The sequence below is a fragment of the Pseudoalteromonas sp. G5_S1_14_S5 genome (assembly GCF_054968605.1).
On sequence record NZ_JBQKUM010000011.1, the window covers coordinates 15612 to 32786 of the forward strand.

General features: G+C 43.3%; 16 protein-coding genes. 4 read left to right on the plus strand and 12 right to left on the minus strand.

What is annotated here, in order from left to right; genetic code table 11:
* Window positions 1-9: 9 nt before the first annotated feature.
* A complete protein-coding gene (locus ACTRWI_RS05215; RefSeq protein WP_499129755.1) occupies window positions 10-729 on the plus strand; it encodes an SDR family oxidoreductase in 720 nt (239 codons plus the stop codon).
* Between the two features lie 139 nt (window positions 730-868).
* On the opposite strand, the gene ACTRWI_RS05220 is transcribed toward ACTRWI_RS05215, so the two are convergent.
* The 4 genes from ACTRWI_RS05220 to ompW form a co-directional block, all read right to left on the minus strand.
* On the minus strand, window positions 869-1222 hold the full coding sequence (locus tag ACTRWI_RS05220) for an HIT family protein (protein ID WP_499129756.1): 354 nt from the start codon (window positions 1220-1222) through the stop codon (window positions 869-871).
* Window positions 1223-1484: 262 nt separating this feature from the next.
* Window positions 1485-3188: an AMP-binding protein gene (locus tag ACTRWI_RS05225; protein ID WP_499129757.1), complete on the minus strand. Its 1704-nt coding sequence runs from the start codon at window positions 3186-3188 to the stop codon at window positions 1485-1487.
* Window positions 3189-3752: 564 nt separating this feature from the next.
* Window positions 3753-5564, minus strand: coding sequence for a choice-of-anchor I family protein (locus ACTRWI_RS05230; protein ID WP_499129758.1), 1812 nt, complete (start codon window positions 5562-5564; stop codon window positions 3753-3755).
* Between the two features lie 194 nt (window positions 5565-5758).
* Window positions 5759-6403, minus strand: coding sequence for an outer membrane protein OmpW (ompW, locus tag ACTRWI_RS05235; protein ID WP_499129803.1), 645 nt, complete (start codon window positions 6401-6403; stop codon window positions 5759-5761).
* A 395-nt stretch (window positions 6404-6798) separates the two neighbouring features.
* On the opposite strand from ompW, the gene glgC reads away from it, so the two are divergent.
* On the plus strand, window positions 6799-8019 hold the full coding sequence (glgC, locus tag ACTRWI_RS05240; protein ID WP_499129759.1) for a glucose-1-phosphate adenylyltransferase: 1221 nt from the start codon (window positions 6799-6801) through the stop codon (window positions 8017-8019).
* A 108-nt stretch (window positions 8020-8127) separates the two neighbouring features.
* On the opposite strand, the gene ACTRWI_RS05245 is transcribed toward glgC, so the two are convergent.
* The 3 genes from ACTRWI_RS05245 to ACTRWI_RS05255 all read right to left on the minus strand — a co-directional run bounded on the left by ACTRWI_RS05245 (window position 8128) and on the right by ACTRWI_RS05255 (window position 10553).
* Complete coding sequence (locus tag ACTRWI_RS05245) at window positions 8128-9558, minus strand: YfcC family protein (protein ID WP_499129760.1); 1431 nt, start codon at window positions 9556-9558, stop codon at window positions 8128-8130.
* A gap of 410 nt (window positions 9559-9968) precedes the next feature.
* Window positions 9969-10412 carry a hypothetical protein gene (locus ACTRWI_RS05250; RefSeq protein ID WP_499129761.1) on the minus strand — a complete coding sequence of 148 codons (444 nt, stop codon included), beginning with the start codon at window positions 10410-10412 and terminating at the stop codon, window positions 9969-9971.
* The gene (locus ACTRWI_RS05255; protein ID WP_499129762.1) at window positions 10413-10553 is read right to left on the minus strand and encodes a hypothetical protein; all 141 of its coding nucleotides are present in this window, start codon (window positions 10551-10553) and stop codon (window positions 10413-10415) included.
* Window positions 10554-11060: 507 nt separating this feature from the next.
* Between ACTRWI_RS05255 and hpf the strand changes: the two genes are divergently transcribed.
* Window positions 11061-11417 carry a ribosome hibernation-promoting factor, HPF/YfiA family gene (hpf, locus tag ACTRWI_RS05260; protein ID WP_499129763.1) on the plus strand — a complete coding sequence of 119 codons (357 nt, stop codon included), beginning with the start codon at window positions 11061-11063 and terminating at the stop codon, window positions 11415-11417.
* A 221-nt stretch (window positions 11418-11638) separates the two neighbouring features.
* Window positions 11639-11794 carry a DUF3012 domain-containing protein gene (locus ACTRWI_RS05265; protein ID WP_499129764.1) on the plus strand — a complete coding sequence of 52 codons (156 nt, stop codon included), beginning with the start codon at window positions 11639-11641 and terminating at the stop codon, window positions 11792-11794.
* Between the two features lie 163 nt (window positions 11795-11957).
* Here ACTRWI_RS05265 and phnE (ACTRWI_RS05270) read toward each other — a convergent pair whose 3' ends face one another.
* The 5 genes from phnE (ACTRWI_RS05270) to ACTRWI_RS05290 all read right to left on the minus strand — a co-directional run bounded on the left by phnE (ACTRWI_RS05270) (window position 11958) and on the right by ACTRWI_RS05290 (window position 16918).
* The gene (phnE, locus tag ACTRWI_RS05270) at window positions 11958-12761 is read right to left on the minus strand and encodes a phosphonate ABC transporter, permease protein PhnE (RefSeq protein ID WP_008216584.1); all 804 of its coding nucleotides are present in this window, start codon (window positions 12759-12761) and stop codon (window positions 11958-11960) included.
* Complete coding sequence (gene phnE, locus ACTRWI_RS05275; RefSeq protein WP_499129765.1) at window positions 12761-13573, minus strand: phosphonate ABC transporter, permease protein PhnE; 813 nt, start codon at window positions 13571-13573, stop codon at window positions 12761-12763. The genes phnE (ACTRWI_RS05270) and phnE (ACTRWI_RS05275) overlap by 1 nt, the downstream gene beginning before the upstream one ends.
* A complete protein-coding gene (gene phnC, locus ACTRWI_RS05280; RefSeq protein WP_499129766.1) occupies window positions 13561-14331 on the minus strand; it encodes a phosphonate ABC transporter ATP-binding protein in 771 nt (256 codons plus the stop codon). The genes phnE (ACTRWI_RS05275) and phnC overlap by 13 nt, the downstream gene beginning before the upstream one ends.
* 121 nt (window positions 14332-14452) lie before the next feature.
* Window positions 14453-15493, minus strand: coding sequence for a phosphate/phosphite/phosphonate ABC transporter substrate-binding protein (gene phnD, locus ACTRWI_RS05285; RefSeq protein ID WP_499129767.1), 1041 nt, complete (start codon window positions 15491-15493; stop codon window positions 14453-14455).
* A 255-nt stretch (window positions 15494-15748) separates the two neighbouring features.
* Entirely contained in the window at window positions 15749-16918 is a 1170-nt protein-coding gene (locus ACTRWI_RS05290) for a glycerophosphodiester phosphodiesterase family protein (protein ID WP_499129804.1), read from the minus strand.
* Window positions 16919-17175: the final 257 nt, after the last annotated feature.

Here is a 17175-nt window from a genome sequence, read left to right on the forward strand (position 1 = left end):
GGAAATAAAATGAAAAAACTAATCGTAGTTACAGGTGCAAGCTCTGGTATTGGTGAAGCAATCGCTCGTTGTCTTAGCGATGAAGGTCATCCTCTGCTACTTCTAGCTCGTCGTATTGACCGCCTTGAAGCGCTAAACCTACCAAACTCTCTAGCAGTAAAAGTAGATGTGACTGACCAAGCATCATTCGAAGCTGCGATTGCACAAGGTGAAGAGAAATTCGGCCCTGTTGATGCGCTAATCAACAACGCTGGCGCAATGCTTCTGGGCCAAATTGATACACAAGACGCATCTGAGTGGAAACGTATGTTCGATGTGAACGTGCTTGGCCTTCTTAACGGCATGCAAGCAGTTCTTGCGCCAATGAAAGAGCGTAACAGCGGCACAATCATTAACATCAGCTCAATTGCGGGTAAGAAAACATTCCCTAACCACGCAGCTTACTGTGGTACTAAGTTTGCTGTACACGCTATCTCTGAAAACGTACGTGAAGAAGTAGCTGCAGCTAACGTTCGTGTAACAACAATTGCACCAGGTGCGGTAGAAACTGAACTTCTTTCTAACACAACATCTCAAGAGATTAAAGATGGTTACGGTGAGTGGAAAGAGCAAATGGGTGGCGTACTAGCAGCTGACGACATTGCTCGCGCAGTATCATTCGCTTACCAGCAACCACAAAACGTATGTATCCGTGAAATCGCTCTAGCACCAACTAAGCAAGAGCCGTAAGCTTCACGCGATAACAAACATCACGTCATCATTGACGTTGAATAAAGAAGGGACCTGTAACTAGACATAGATCGAAGGTCCCTCTATGTTTGCTGCTTGTTCTCTGAAAACACGTTTTTGTATCTCTATCAGAACTGCTCTATACCCTGTCTCTACCATTGCATTTCGCTTGATACAAACAGTCGTCGACTTCAAAACAATCATTGACATCATCAAATGCCTCGATAACTCTCTGCCCCAACTTCTTAGCGAACAAGAACAACTCCTTGTATTCATCAGCATTTAACTCTTCAAGATGAGAAACGTGACTTCTACTGAGAATAAGTAAGTGACCTTCCGTAATCGGATGTATGTCAAGTACAGCTCTCAAACTGTTAGACTTCGCAATGAGAAAATGAGCAGATTGGTCACAATTAATCTGACAAAAAATACATGATTGAGTAGCGTTAAAAACTTTATTCAATACTCGGCTTACCTCATGTATCAACTCCAATTCTCCGGTATAATTGAGGCTAAAAGTATTAACGCACTCCCATTTCGATAACTCTTTAAGTTGTTCTTCAGAAAATATTTCGAATTTTTCAGTAAGGCTAACACTTAAAACATCTGGAGATTGCCACCATGAGCCATCTTCAATATTTTGTAGTCAATTAAAAAAACTAAAGCATAGTTGTGCTTGTTCACAGACAACTTAGATAAATTGTCTGTCCTTCTTAATAACTGTGGCATTGTTAGTTCCGTCTAATTTAGATTATTTATGCGCTTGCAGAAACTCGTTTAGAATAAGCGGAGCTAGAAGACTTATCTTTCTCTGTTAATTTACTTTCAATGATGACCTCATAAGACAGGTTCAAGTTGAGTAGATGCTCATAGCGTTGTTCAATTTGGTCCCTTTTGAGCTTCAAAGTAGGTGTTAGCAGTCCATTCTCAATACTCCAAGGCTGTTCAACAACAATCAGGTGATCGAGCCTTTCATGAGCCTCAAGCTCGCTGTTCACTTTCCTCAAGGTAGCTTTCAGTTCTTTTCGTACATGGGCTGCGGTACTAGGAGTCCCTTCACCTAAAACAATTAATGCAATCGGCTGTTTTCGACCAATCCCCATAACACATACTTGCTCAATATCTGGATTCCTACCTAAACTACTTTCGATGGGTACAGGTGAAACGTATTTTCCTTTACTCGTCTTAAACTGTTCTTTTACTCGTCCAATAATTCGCCATGAACCATCAGCATAAAGCTCCGCTTTATCACCCGTCTTAAACCAGCCCTCTTCAAAAGCGGCTTTGGTCGCTTCCTCATTTGCGTAATATCCCGAAAATACGGCATCCCCTTTGACCAGAACTTCACCTTCTTCAGACAACTTCATTTCTACACACGGTTGAGGCGTTCCAATTGTTCCAAGGTGTTCGAAATCAAAAGGGACATTACTGCACGATAGTCCTGACGTTTCTGTCATCCCCCAACCTTCGCCGATACTGATACCGATCTTGTGGAACCACAGGAGCACTTCTGGGGAAATAGGTGCACTACCAGATCCAAATAAAACCGTGTCTTGAAGTCCTAAGTTTTCACGTATTTTACGCGCAACAATTTGGCCAATAAACGGGATGTTAAGTAGCAGCTGTAAACGATTATTAGGCATCTTAGCTAAGATCTTAGACTGGAACTTGGTCCATAATCTTGGTACGGAAAGGAAAGCCGTTGGACGAGCATATTTAACATCTTCAATAAAGGTATCAATTGATTCAGTAAAGAATACTTCAGCGGGATTATAAATCGATGGAAGTTCTACTACACAACGCTCAGTGATATGAGCCAATGGCAGATAAGACACAACGCGAGTTTCCCCTGGTTGGAAAAATATCTCACTGCCAGATGTCGCTGACGACGCAACATTTAAATAACTGAGTTGAACTCCCTTTGCTAAACCAGTACTTCCAGAGGTGTAGATGATCGAAAACGTATCGTTAAGACTGGGGGCGTTAATTTTTTCAAGTGGTGTTAACATAGACAACCAAGCATGCCAATCAAGCTTACAGTCGATTTTAGCACTAGGCATTGCTATGGTAACTAACGATTCAGGTAAAGCTTTGCTGAGCTCTTTAGAATCATCAAGTTTGCCAATGAACATCGCTTTAACGCCACTATGTTCCAATACGTACCTTATGTTGTCTGAACTTGCTGTAGGGTAAATCGGGACACTAACCAAACCAGCCATCATTATCGCTAAGTCACATATGTACCACTCTGCCGAATTTTTAGCGATGATCGAGACTTTGTCCCCTTCGATGAGCCCACAATCGAGCAAACCTTTTGCGACTTTCCGAGCTGTAATATCTGCCTCAAGCCACGTATAGGTATGCCAATTACGATCAACAGGTTGATGAAGCCACACTTTGTCAGGGTGCTTTTTAACATTAGCTTTCAACTGTTCTAACGGCGTACAGTAAGTTGTCATAGTTTAACTTTCCTTAGTTATTAACCGGTTTCAGACCTTAAATTCAACAACGCTACAGCACTTCGATAAATTTAAGCTCCCAAAAAAGATGTAAATTCAACCACCACCTGATCAGACCACATTAATATTGATGAATATTTGAGCAATAAATATTCATCATGTAGTTATTAAATTGAGATATGAAACTGCAACACTTAGCCCCACAAGTGACAATTTTGTAAATTAGCAAGATCGTTTACAAAATAGTGAGATAACTTCGGAGTACATGTGTTGCACGAATATATTACTGTTAATTCAACAACAGTAAGCGCTAGAGGAAATTTTGATACCATTAATCGAACATGGCTGAAGAGACGTTACTATGCTAAACCTTCCCAAAATGAAGGTATGAAAATTTTCATCAAAACGTTTGCTCTTTTCTGATTGTTGTTCAGCGGCTAAACCCTACAACTTACTATCGTTTATTCTAGTTTCAGCAAACCATCAATAAACTAAAAGCGCCACTACTTACCCTGTAGTGGCGCTCTTTTTTTGATTCAATCTAATTGCTAGCAATAAGCGAGGTTAGAAATCAACGCGATAAACTGATGTGCTGCCGCTTACTTCGTTGCCAACTGCAATAAAGTGGTTCCCCGAACGAGTAAAATGCTTGATTGATTCTGGACCTAAGTCACCGGCTTTCGAGTTGTAAGTATCGTTGTCACAATCGCCGTCTTCATCAACCTTAGTGCACACTGGCTGAGTAAAATCACGATTATTGAGATAGCTGATGAAGCTTGCGTTCTTAGGCTGAGTTACATCGTAAACCATGATGCCACCTTGGCGTTCAAGGCCGATAAAGGCATAGTGCTTACCGTTAATCTCAGCCACTTCGATAGCTTCAGGTTCCACCCCTTTATCATCGCTACGATCGTCACCACTCTGATTGTTATCATTGGTGCTGTTGAAGTTTGCAGGATCTTGCTCAAGAACGATTCGAGCAAAGTCATCACCACTATCAAACACTAATTCGCCTGAGTCATTCCAGATAGAGAAAGAGCGGCTACCGAATGCTTGAACCTTTTGGTCAGCAGCAAGCGTGCCTTGTGGCTTGATCACTTTAAGACGTGCAAGTTGCTTATTGTCTTTCAATGCACCTGCCAATGGGTGGTTAGCATCAACATCTAACTTTTTGCCACGGACTTCATCGACATAAGCGATACAAAAGTCCTTCTCTGTCGTGTAGTTTTCGGTGCCTTGAAATTCATCTCCATCCCACTCAAAGCCTTTATCATCACACACTTTTTGCGTTGTCTTAATGCCATACTCGCGGCCGTCACCTTCGTTCGCCGTCACGATGTAGGTATTGCCATCGACACTATAACTAGTGATGCTGTCTGGCATGTAAAGCCCTTCTAACATCGCGTAGCTTTGTAGGTTGCCGATATTTTTGTCTTTCTTCGACGCATCCAATTGCGCGCTATCCCAAGGTTTACCGCCTAAACCAAGAATCGCATCCACCTCTGCAGTTGCGACATCAATCGCTGCTAGTGCATTGTTTTCTTGTAGGGCAACGTAGAGCTTACCGTTATCAGCAAACGTTAGATATTCAGGCTCTAGGTCTTGAGCAACGGTCGCATTAGGAGCTGAGATACGAACCTTGTCGGTGAGTTCTTTGTAACGAGGCTGACCTTGGTTGAATGCTTTGAAATCAATCTGAGTGACCTTCGCTTGCATCAACCCATTCGCTAAATCCACTAATGTCACCGAGCCTTCAGGGTCAATGGTGTAATCCGAGTTCGGCTCACCTTCATTTGCTGAAGCGATGTAACGACCGTCTTTAGAAAAGCTCACCATGTCTGGCAGTGCGCCCGTCGTGTACGTGGTAATGAGTTCTAAAGAATCTGAGCGATACAGAGCAATAATGCCATTTTGTTGTTTGTCGGCATTTTCAATCGCAACAGCAACTAGTCCTTGATATGTCGAGACGCTATTTGCAGCACCGATATTGATACCAGAAGCTAACGCGGCAGATTGAAGATCAATAGAGCCTTCCGAGTTTGGCGAGCTATCGGCATTCATCGATAGCACGTCAACTTTCTTTGCTTGAGCATTTACGACATACAATTTATCGGTACATGAATCGTAGCTGACAATTTCTGCTGCGGAAGTTGCGAAAGGAGCGTCGGCAATAGAACTACCAACCAAAGTAAGCCCGGTAACCTCAGCATCGCTTGCAACTGGCAGTTGGCTGGATTGGCATTGGAGGCTCAAAGCATCAAGTGGAGTTTGAGAGAGTGTACCAGCCGTAGATGATGTTGACTGAGAACACCCAGCGAGAGCAGAACTCATTGCGATAGGTAGTAATAAAGTCAGCTTATTGATTTTGCGATTCATATATCCTCCATAATTTGAACCGCGATTTTATGAGGTGGTTATGACAGCTATCTTTCTGTTTTGTTAATAATAGATGACGACAATAGGTCTAATTTACCCATGACAACAAGGCGTTACAGTGACTAATTCATTAACAATAAAAAAGGCGCACAAGCTGGCCAGTGCTTGAGCGCCTTAGTAAACGGAATCGTAGGTTAGAAGTTGTAACCGCCACCGATCATGAATACCCATGGATCGATATCGACGTCAGTTTTAAATGTATCTGTCGCAGTCTTATATGTTGCCGTTGTTCCAATATCTGCGTACCAAACCGATGCATTTAGAAACCAGTCTTCATTGATCATATAGTCCATACCAATGTTTGCAGCTAGACCCCAAGAGTCATCTAAAGACACATCTGTTAGACCAGCGTTTTTGCCGTTAGCATTCAAATCTTCATCAAAGAATACGGTGTAGTTAAGGCCAGCACCTACGTATGGGCGGAAGTCACTGTTAGCTTCACCGAAGTAGTATTGAACCATGAGCGTTGGTGGAAGGTGTTTAGTATCAGCAATTTTACCTAAACCGTTAACAGAAATGCTGTGAGAAAATGGGCTTGCTGCCAACACTTCAAAGCTGATGTTGTCAGTGAACATATAGCCGAAAGTCAGACCAAGTTGGGTATCAGAATCAACTGAGAATTCTAGGTCAGGGTTATTAAGTACAGCGTCGCTGCTGTCGTTCGGAGATACTGTTGCTGCACCTGCACGGATGATGAAATCACCTTCTTTATGAGCAAGAACATTCGTTGACATAAGAGCCGCAATAACCGCAATACTACATACTGTTTTTTTCATTATTATTTCCTTTGAGGGCCTCATTTTATTGGTGAATGAGTAATCATTTCTTATTTTGCGTGCAAGTTATCACAGAGTAACCTTACTTTATTGATGGAAATCAATTTGTGAAAGGTTATGGCTATTTATGTGAAATTATATCGTTCCGAACACTTTATTCCTTCATTTTATTGACAGTTTTACAATGCAACCTTGCCATGCACCATTCCGTTTAATCAAAATTCATCGACTTGTTTTAACTAGTCTGAATCAAAATAGAGCAAGCTGATATCTCATACGCATCAATTTGGTGCAGTCCCGGAAAACTCACTGCCGCCTTGTTTAATATTCAATGAGTTACACTTGGCTCAGTGCTTGCAAGTCTATGTTCATAATCATAAATACATGAGGTTCTGACTATGCAAGACACTCTAACAATCGTTCTGGCCGGCGGTGTTGGCTCTCGACTTTCTCCCCTCACTGATAACCGTGCAAAGCCTGCGGTGCCTTTTGGTGGCAAATATCGAATCATTGATTTCACGCTCGCGAACTGCCTGCACTCTGGGCTTCGCCAAATTCTGGTACTGACTCAGTACAAGTCTCACTCTTTACAGAAACACTTACGTGATGGTTGGTCGGTGCTTAACCCCGAGCTCGGCGAATACATCACTAATGTTCCCCCACAGATGCGCACCGGTGACAGCTGGTATAGCGGTACAGCCGATGCGATTTATCAAAACTTATATTTGCTGTCGCGTAGTGAAGCCAAACATGTAGTGGTCTTATCCGGCGACCATATCTATCGCATGGATTACGCCCCAATGCTCAAGCAACATAAACAGAATGAACCTGACTTAACGGTAGCCTGCATGGAGGTGTCGATAGATGAGGCCAAAGAGTTTGGTGTGATGGAAATAGAAGAGTCTCTGCAAATCAATAACTTTACCGAAAAACCGCGTTACCCCGCGAGCGTACCCGGTAGACCAACGCGAAGTATGGCTTCTATGGGGATTTACATCTTCGATAAAAAAGTACTGACACAAGCATTATTAGCAGACGCTGAAGATCCAGATTCGAGCCATGATTTTGGTAAAGACATCATTCCTAAGCTAGTCAAGAAAAACAGTGTTTACGCCTATAAATTTGGCGACGAAGAGGGGCGCGTAACCCAGGATGCTTATTGGAGAGACGTGGGTACCATCGACTCTTATTACCAATCGAACATGGACTTGTTAAAGCCAACTTCGCCAATCGATTTATACCAACCGGATTGGGCAATTCGTACCTACGAACCGCAACTACCACCAGCACGCACCATTGCTTCGGTAGAGGGAAATCAAGGGATATTCATTAACTCGATGATTGCTAATGGTGTCGTGATAGAGGGAGGCTCTGCACAAAACTCTATCTTCTTCCCGAAGGTAAAAGTGAGCAACGCGGCAATCGTGATTGATAGTATCTTGTTTGAAGATGTTGAGATTGGACGAAACTGCCACATTCAAAACTGCATCATAGATAAGAATGTAAGAGTACCAGATGGAACCCAAATTGGTCTTGATAGCCTTGCTGACGCCAAGCGTTTCCACATTTCGAAACAAGGTGTCATCGTCGTACCCTCCTCTTATCAGTTTGAAGAGTGATGCTCTATCTCGGGTAACTTCACCTCAAACGAAAAAGGCAGCGATTTCGCTGCCATTATATTTGTTTGGGTTGTTTCAAGCAAAGCTCGTCCGTCTAAAGCCCGAGTCTTAGAATGGACCTAACTCTATCATTTGAGCAATCACGACTGAAATCAGAGCGCCTACCGACCAGAATAAAAATAATGGTAAGAAGAAACGAACCCACTTGCCATAAGGTACTTTGGCAATCGCCAGTACCGCCAGCAAACCACCGTTGGTTGGATAAATGTAATTCGAGATACCGTCACCCAATTGAGACGCCAACGCCGCAACTTGACGAGTCACTTCACCAATGTCTGCCAGTGGAATGATAATTGGCATGGTGATCACAGCTTGACCACTCCCCGACGGGATAAACAGGTTAATCGCCACTTGTGAGAAGTAGATACCCGCCGCAGCAACAAGCTTAGAACTTCCTGAAATGATCTGCGCCAGATAGTAGATGATCGAGTCGACAATCTTCGCGTCTTCCATAATGGTCAACACCGAACGCGCAAAGAAGATAATCAATACAGCGACCAATACATCGCTGACACCTTTGGTCCAATATTCACAAATCTTGTTAGGAGACAATCCCGCCACTAATCCCGGAATGATCGCCATTGCCACAAACGCACCTGCAATCTCCGTAAAGCCAAAGCTCATCGTCAAGGTACCGAAGATCATATACGCAAACACGCCCAAGAACGCGATACCCGCTAGCTTCCCACGTAGAGTTAGAGCCTTCGCTTCAACATTTGATTCGTAATGGTAGCCAGTGCCATACAACAAGCCTTTGGTTGGATCTTGTTTTACTTTTCTTGCGTAATTCAACACATACCAAGCGCCAGTCAGCAGCATAAACATACCGACAATAAAACGATACCACATGCCTGAATACAAAGGCAGTTCAGCGATAGTATGAGCAATACCCGTGAAAAATGGGTTCGCCAACGCCGCAGCAAAACCCGCACAACTTGCCAATAGAACAACGCCTAAAGCTGTGATTGCATCGTATCCAAGCTTGATACAGATCGGGATCATCAACGAGATGAAAATAACATCTAATTCACGCATACCAGTGAAGGTCACATTGAAGAAGATCGCCGTCATGATCACTGGCGCGATCACATACAAGCCTTGTTTCTTAAGCTTAGTGGTGAGCGCAACAACCGATGCGTCTAGCAGACCCATGTGTTTGATGATACCGAAAGCACCACCAACAAATACCACAACACCCATCACGCCAGAAGCGGATTTGAAGCCTTTAAAAAATGATTCGAAAAAAGAGGCTAATGTTGTTGGGTTACTTGCTAATAGTGTATAGCTGTCTGGGTCGATCACCGTGCGGCCATTCATAACCACTCGTTCAAACTCGCCAGCAGGGATAAAGTAGGTTGCGATTGCTGCAACGATTACCATGATGACCAAAGAGAGAAATGGGTGGTTTACTTCTTTCTCTGTCGAAGCTGTATTACCAGCTGGAGATGTAGGTACGGATGTAGATACCGTAGACGTCATATAGACTCCTTACTTGTCAGCAACCAAGCAATACTTGGCGCCAGGGGGATTTTTGGAAAAACGAAACCCTTCACGCAGAACGTAGTTCGCGCTAACTAGGCTGTTTCTAAAAGGCCTTTGATAGATGGTGCTCTCAAATGTACATAGTGAAGTAGTGAGAACTACTCTCTTTGCGTCCGAGCAAAATGCAGATGTTCAGCCAAATTAGGCTAAACTGAATGAGGTCATTACAAGCAGATAAACAGAAAAGTCTGTTTTGGTAATGCGTTTTTTATCAATTACAAAGACAAGTGGTGCATACTAGCATAACGAGCGGTAAAATGTCACAAAAGTGTGAGTTGAGTCATATTTTTATGGAGAAATAAAAAAGCGCCCTGCAAACCAGAGCGCTTTTGGGAAATGGAATCAAACTACTTAGGTTCTAGCTCGTAGTTCTCTTGCATCTCATGAGGGGCAATACCGTACTCATAATCCGCTAAGTAACCGTCCTTATAAATATTCATCCCTTTTTCATCCCAGCTCACTTTAATCAAGGCTGTTTTGCCATCTTCACTGCCCATAAGCTCAAGTATTTCAGCGTCAATCTTAATGGCCTTGATTGTTTTAATTCGCGTAAATGGCTTGAACTCAGTGGTCGAAGTTGGCAGTAAACCATAGCTACTGATCCATGTCTCTTTTGGCATCAACCATTGGTTGAGAACATCATCAACAATCGCCTTAGGCATGCTTGCAATAACCACATCATCCGTCATCACGTTGTTAGTTTCTAAGCTGTAACCACCCTTTCCGTCAGAAACGTAGGTTAGGAAATCAGTGCCGATTTCAGATTCAGCAGGCAAGCGCGCTAGAGTCACTCACTTTTTAACATACAGCTCTGCAGTTTCAAATTGCTGCATAATCTCTGGAATTTTCTGAAACTCAACAGGTGCAGCAAAAGCATTTAAAGCAAAAGAAAGTGAAGCTGCAACAGCAGCAAATTTAACAGGCATTTTCATGGTAACGAATCCAAATTTCACGAAGTTGTTATGGTATCCCGTACTAACAAATACCTCAATAAACTACCGAAGCCCTTATTTTTAATTGTGATATGGAGTGACGAATTCATAAATAGCTAGTGCGTTACTCCGATCTGTCGGAGCTTTAAAGCAAATTTCAATATGGAGTGGGCCATTGAGTGTCTATAAATTAAAATCTAGTGGTAACTTATTTATCAAAAACGAAAGAAGCTAGCCAAGTAACAAGTTCGGAATTATAAAACCGATGAAGAGATATTCACTAGAGTGGCGCTCATAATTAGAGCAAATTATCAAGGATGGAATATTTTTTAACATGTCTCGAAAACACGAAACATAATATGCGATCAGTTATTTGGACTTTCAAGGGAGTAAGTAGAGATTATTTGATAACACTGAAGTCAATCACACATGTGTACTTTCTCTATTGGTTAATCTATCCGATGTTTGCTACGTTTAAATGACACAGTCATTGGAAAGGTATGATTTATGAAAATAAACATTCAAACACATCACGTATCAATTAACGACGACTCACGTAAAGACATCGAAGGTAAATTCGAAAAGATATCTAACCATTTTCCATCACTGATCAGCTGCGACATCATCATTACCAAAGAACATGGTCAACATCAGGTTGAAGTGTTCACCAACTACGAAGGTGTACGTGTAACAGCAAAAGCGACAGATGACGTTATGTACCCAGCAATTTCATCAGCTATCAAAAAGCTAGAAACTGGCCTAAGCAACCGTAAAGGACAATTGAAAGCAGATCTACACGAGAAACCAACAAGTACCAAGCCTGAAATCGCTTCGGATATCATCCAAGAGATGAAACTGGTATAACTCCTCAAGTAGTCAAAGCTTACCGATAAAAAAGCTTATTGAGAATTTCAAAGCCAGCACATGTTGCTGGCTTTTTCGATCTTGAGAGTCACTAAGTCACTCTTGTTACCAAATCGCTTTTCCAGTTCAGTCCATATCACCTGTCCCCGTTAGCTATGACAATCATCAGTAGTCTTTGGTAAAGTAGCCTTAGATAACCTACACCAAACGGAATATTTGTTATGAAGAGAGTCGCGTTGATCCTTTTCCTAGCCACTCAATTAATGGTTTGTACAGAAGTTGGCAGTGAAGCTTGGTGTAAAAATATGAAAGAGAAGCCAAAAGGCGACTGGACAGCGAACGAAGCGGGTGACTTTGCTAAACACTGCATTTTCTAAGCGCCCACTCTCCACTAAATGCAGTACACTCTGCATAAAAAAACGACCACTAGGTAGACCGAATTACCTAGGGTCGTTTGAGCTTTAAAATGCTAGATAGACAAGCTCTCAACTTTCACACGAATTACATGCCATAATAAACATAGTGAAGACAACACATCGGTTAGATGAGTTTGTTGCGGATGTGGATAACCACCGCTTCTGCAACGATAACCACCGCAAAAATACTCACTAATACCATCGATACTTTTTGCCATTCAAAAAGGTTTTGCGCATCGTTAAGCACCACGCCAATACCGCCAGCTCCCACCAAACCCAATACCGCGGATTCACGAACGTTGATGTCCCAACGGAATAACACGATTGAGTAGAAAGCTGGCATCACTTGTGGCCAATACCCTTTCAACAAGATACTCATCCACGAAGCACCCGTTGCGCGTAAAGCTTCAATAGGCCCCATGTTCACTTCGGCAATGGCTTCCGCTAACAGCTTCCCTACAAAGCCGATACTGCGAATTGCAATTGCCATAATGCCGGCGAGAACACCGGGGCCAAACAGTGCGATAAACAGTAATGCCCATACCAGTGAGTTCACCGATCGTGAAGACACAAGGAAAAATTGAGCAAACCAGTTCAACGCTTTATTGGGAGTAATGTTTGGTGCATTTAACAACGCCAAAGGAATCGCGAACACCAAAGTAAACAGCGTACCCAAGGTCGCGATGTGCAGCGTTTCAATCATCGCGGCATGGATCGTTTGTGGGTAAAAAGCGTAATCCATTGGCACCATACGCTGAAACATATCAGCGAACTGAGCTGGCGCGTCATAAAGAAATTCAGGAATCACTTCCACCGTCTGCCAAGACCAAACAATGGCACACACTAGGCTAAGGTAGACGGCGAATCGAGCCACACGTTCATTAGGTGTAAAACGCTGCCACTCTCTATCGATAGATGCAGTTGTCATTAGAAGATTCTCCTAACAATGTTGGAAAGGAATTCACCGACAAGAATCAGTGCGATAATGGTGAGTAAGATAGCGGCAACGAAGTCGTAGTCGAAACGTTGGAATGCAGAGAAAAGTGTGCCGCCAAGGCCGCCCGCCCCCACGATACCCACCATAGTCGAGTTACGCAGATTAGAATCTAACTGATAGCTTGCAAAGCCAATAAATCGCGTGAAAACCTGCGGCATCACGGCATACAGAATGACACTAACAAAGCTAGCGCCTGTCGCTTTAATTGCTTCAACCGGTTTAAAAGAGATCTCTTCAATCGCTTCAGCGAAAAGCTTAGCGATGAAGCCTATCGACGCAAACACCAAGGTCAAGATGCCAGCTAGCGCCCCAAAGCCTACCGCTTTTACAAATAAGATGGCGATGATCACTGGATGAAAAGAGCGACATAAAGCGATAAAAGCACGGACCGGTGTTGAAACGATCGCTGGCATCATATTTCTTGCAGCAAGTAGACCAAGAAATAATGAAATCACAATGCCAAAGAAACTCGAAATAATCGCTATCTGCAAGCTCTCTGCTAGACCACTCAATAGCAAACTAGTACGCGAAAAGTCAGGCGGGAACATTCGTGATAGTAATCGTTCACTTTCACTAAAGCCGACTATCAAACGATCAAACGTCAACCCTAATGTCGAAAAGCTGTAGAACAAATAAGCGATAACACCAGCGATGATCGCACGGTTCGTCCACGACGCTTTAAACGGGTTTTCACGGTTAGCTTGCGAAAGACTTGGCGACGAACTTGGGTTTAATCCAGCCATGACTCACCCCCGTAGATAATTTTTAGATCTTCCTCTGAAATGCCTTCTGGGCTGCCATCGTAATGCACCTTGCCATTACACATACCAATGATACGTTTAGCATAACGCTTGGCTAGGTTCACATCGTGGATATTCACCAACACCGGTATGTTTTTCTGTTCGGCAAAGGTTTCCATCAACTCCATGATCTCAACCGCGGTTTTCGGGTCAAGTGATGAGGTAGGTTCATCAGCAAGAAGAATATAAGGGTCTTGCATTACTGCACGAGCAATACCAACACGCTGCCTTTGGCCGCCAGATAAGCTGTCGGCACGTTGGTTTGCAAAGTCTTGCAGACCAACAAATTCCAGTAACTCAAACGCTTTTGCTAAGTCTTGTGCTGAGTAGTTACGGCGCCACGCATTCCAAGCGGTCATGTAACCTAATCGCCCACTCAACACGTTTTCGATAACCGTTAAACGCTCTACCAAATTGTACTCTTGAAAGACCATTCCGATATGACGGCGCTGTTTACGAAGTGCTTGGCCTTTTAGTTGAGTCAGGTCGGTACCATCAAAAATGATCTCCCCTTGGCTAGGGTCATTAAGACGGTTAATACAACGTAGAAGCGTACTTTTACCCGTACCTGACGGTCCGATAATCGCGATGATACCTGGCTCGTCAATATCAATATTAATGCCTCTCAGGATTGGCTTGCCTGCCACATATTCATGAAATAGGTTGTTAATCTTTATTCCGTCATAGCTTGCTACGGCCATACTGCATTTCCTTGTACGAATTTTAGAATGATCTATGCCCTACCCGCGAGGGCATAGATATTGATACCAATCGTAGTAAATAACTGGTCTTGGTTGAGGTAAGTGTTCTTAGAACTAAGTGTTAACCGTTGTTTGCTTGTTTCGCTAACTCAGCAGCTTTTTTCTTTGCGCGTTTAGCAGCGTCTTTTTCAGCCAGTTTTTTCAAACCTGCTTTGGTGTAAGCCGTGCCTGTTGCATGAGCGATATCACGAATTACGCCCCACTCTTCCTTATAGCTAATTGGCGAGAAACGGTCGGCACCTTTGAATGATGCACTCATCTCTGGTGTGAATCGGTAACTAAAGAAAGCTTCGTTGATCTTCTCAACTAACTCTGGTTTTAGGTTGTATGCGTAACCGAAAGCAGATGTTGGGAAACGTGGGCTACGGTAGATGATCTTAAGCTCAGAATCATCAACACGGCCTGCTGCCACCATGCGATCGTACACATCAGATGCCACAGGTGCTGCATCATAGTCTCCGTTATAAACACCTAGGATAGATTGGTCATGCTTACCTGAGTAAAGTACTTTGTAGTCTTCATCTGGCACTAAGCCTTTTGCTGGGAATAAGGCTCGAGGAGCTAGGTTGCCAGAGTTTGATGATGCAGAAGTGTGTGCAACCTTTTTACCTTTCAGATCAGCCATAGTGTTGATACCGCTATCTTTACGCACAATGGTGATCAGATTGTAGCCTTGGAAACCAGACTCATCGCCTTTTACTGCAATTGGAACGTAACCCGCTAGGTTAACCGCGTAGCCAGTTGGACCCGTAGAGAAACCAGCTACGTGCAAACGACCAGAACGCATCGCTTCTACTTGTGCAGAGTTCGAGTGCACCGTGTAGTAAATCACTCGCTTACCTGTAATTTTACTTAGGTGAGCTTGGAAGTCGGCAAACGCATCTTTGTATAGCGCAGGGTCTTCTACTGGTGTATAGGTGAACACAAGCGTACTTGGGTCATTCCACTCATCTGGATTTTTTGGTGAATCTGCCACCAAATCTTGGTTTTCATCACAGTATCGATCGTCTAACACACCACGGCTAGAGCAGTCGCTTGCCATAGCCATTGAAGGAAGTAGTAATGAGCTAGCGATTAACAGTCCTTTAACACTGATTTTCATATTCAAACCTTACTTTTACTTATTGTTGAAAGTCGCCTTTACTATTGCAGCCTTTGTGCCAAATTTTTATTTATTTAAATTCAATAACTTAATGAAACATTCAAATTCAACAATCTATTTTGAGTCATTCATGTCCAGCCCAAAAGCTTACATTTGGGTCATTTATGTCCCATCAATTTTAACGGTAAAAAAAGAGCCCGAAGGCTCTTTAGTTCACTACTTTTTCTCTTATTATTCTTCAATAAGCCAGATAGCTTAGGCGTCGCTGTCCATGCAGTTTGCGTAGTAAGTTACCGTTGCAGGCCAATCACTGAATACACCCATCACACCTACATCTTGTGCCAACACGTCGAGCATTTTCATCATGTCGCCATCATTGTTGATGCCATCTTTCACGCTCTTGTAATACCAACCACCGCCTTGCGCTAGTGGGCCTGAACGTTCCAGAGTCCATGCAATAATCTCGAGGTCTGCACCTTTAGCGAGCTTAGCGTAATTAGACGTAACCAGTTCATTATTCTCATCTAGATCAACCAGAGCAAACAGAGGTGGCGCAATAATGTTGACACCTGCATCTTGCAGCTCTTTCATGTTCTCAACAGACGCAACAAAGTCCGCTTGCTTGTAAACACGGTCATCCAGATAAACGGCTTGTTTTCCGAATTTTGGTGCTGCTTTGATCCAGTACTTCACATCATCTAGATTGAACGATTGCAAGTAAGTCTCTGAAGGTGCAAAGCCCGCTTCTTTTAGTTCATCCACTAGCTTTTGCGCGTACATCTCTTGGCTGAAGCCATTGAAAGGCATCTCAACCGCTGCCGATTTCAATTCAGGAGTAACTTTTACACCGTGCTCTTTAAAAAGCGCCGCACTTTCTGCGTGTGTCATCAGCGTCCCACTCTGGCTGTAAAGATCGGTTCTCCAACCCGGAGTACCGTTCATGTACTCTTCGACAGTGGTTGCTTTCGGGTTCGCCCCATCCATTTTACCTTTTAACGTCTTAAACTCTGCTAGCGTGAAATCGGTAGTACGACACTCAACCTGAGCATCTTCACCTGTCGCAGGGTTCGCAGGTTTAAATGGAACTGAACACTTCTTAGCAAGCTCTGGGTGAGCCAATACGTCGGTTGTGGTGTGCAGGTCACTTTGAGAATGTCGACACACCAATTCCTTATCTTTAGTGAAAGTAACATCACACTCTACGACACCGGCTCCCATCTGAATCGCCGCTAAGTAAGATTCTTTGGTGTGCTCAGGAAACTGCATTGCAGCTCCGCGATGCCCAATTGAAAAATCACTGCGATGAAAAGGCCCTTCGCTACAACTGAGCAGCTTGGTTTTCAAAGGGCTCTCGTCCATATTGTTGACTAAAAAGAGGGGACGAGGTCCTAGGTTTGCTGACTCTGTCGCCGCCCATGTTGTCATTGAGCTAACGCCGAGTATCAGAGCAATCGAACCTTTCAGTATTTGCTTCATGTTTGTATCTCCTTGCAACAAGCCATTATTTTTCTAATTTCCTTAATCCGGTCATTTCTATTTTCCTGAGATGACCTCATGTGGGCTGATGCCACAATGTTGGGATTGCACGGTTTGTGCCAAATATTAAAAATCTTTTATTACAATCACTTGAAACGGTTAATCATTCGACTAAATGATAAATGGGTCATTGTTGTCTTGTGCTT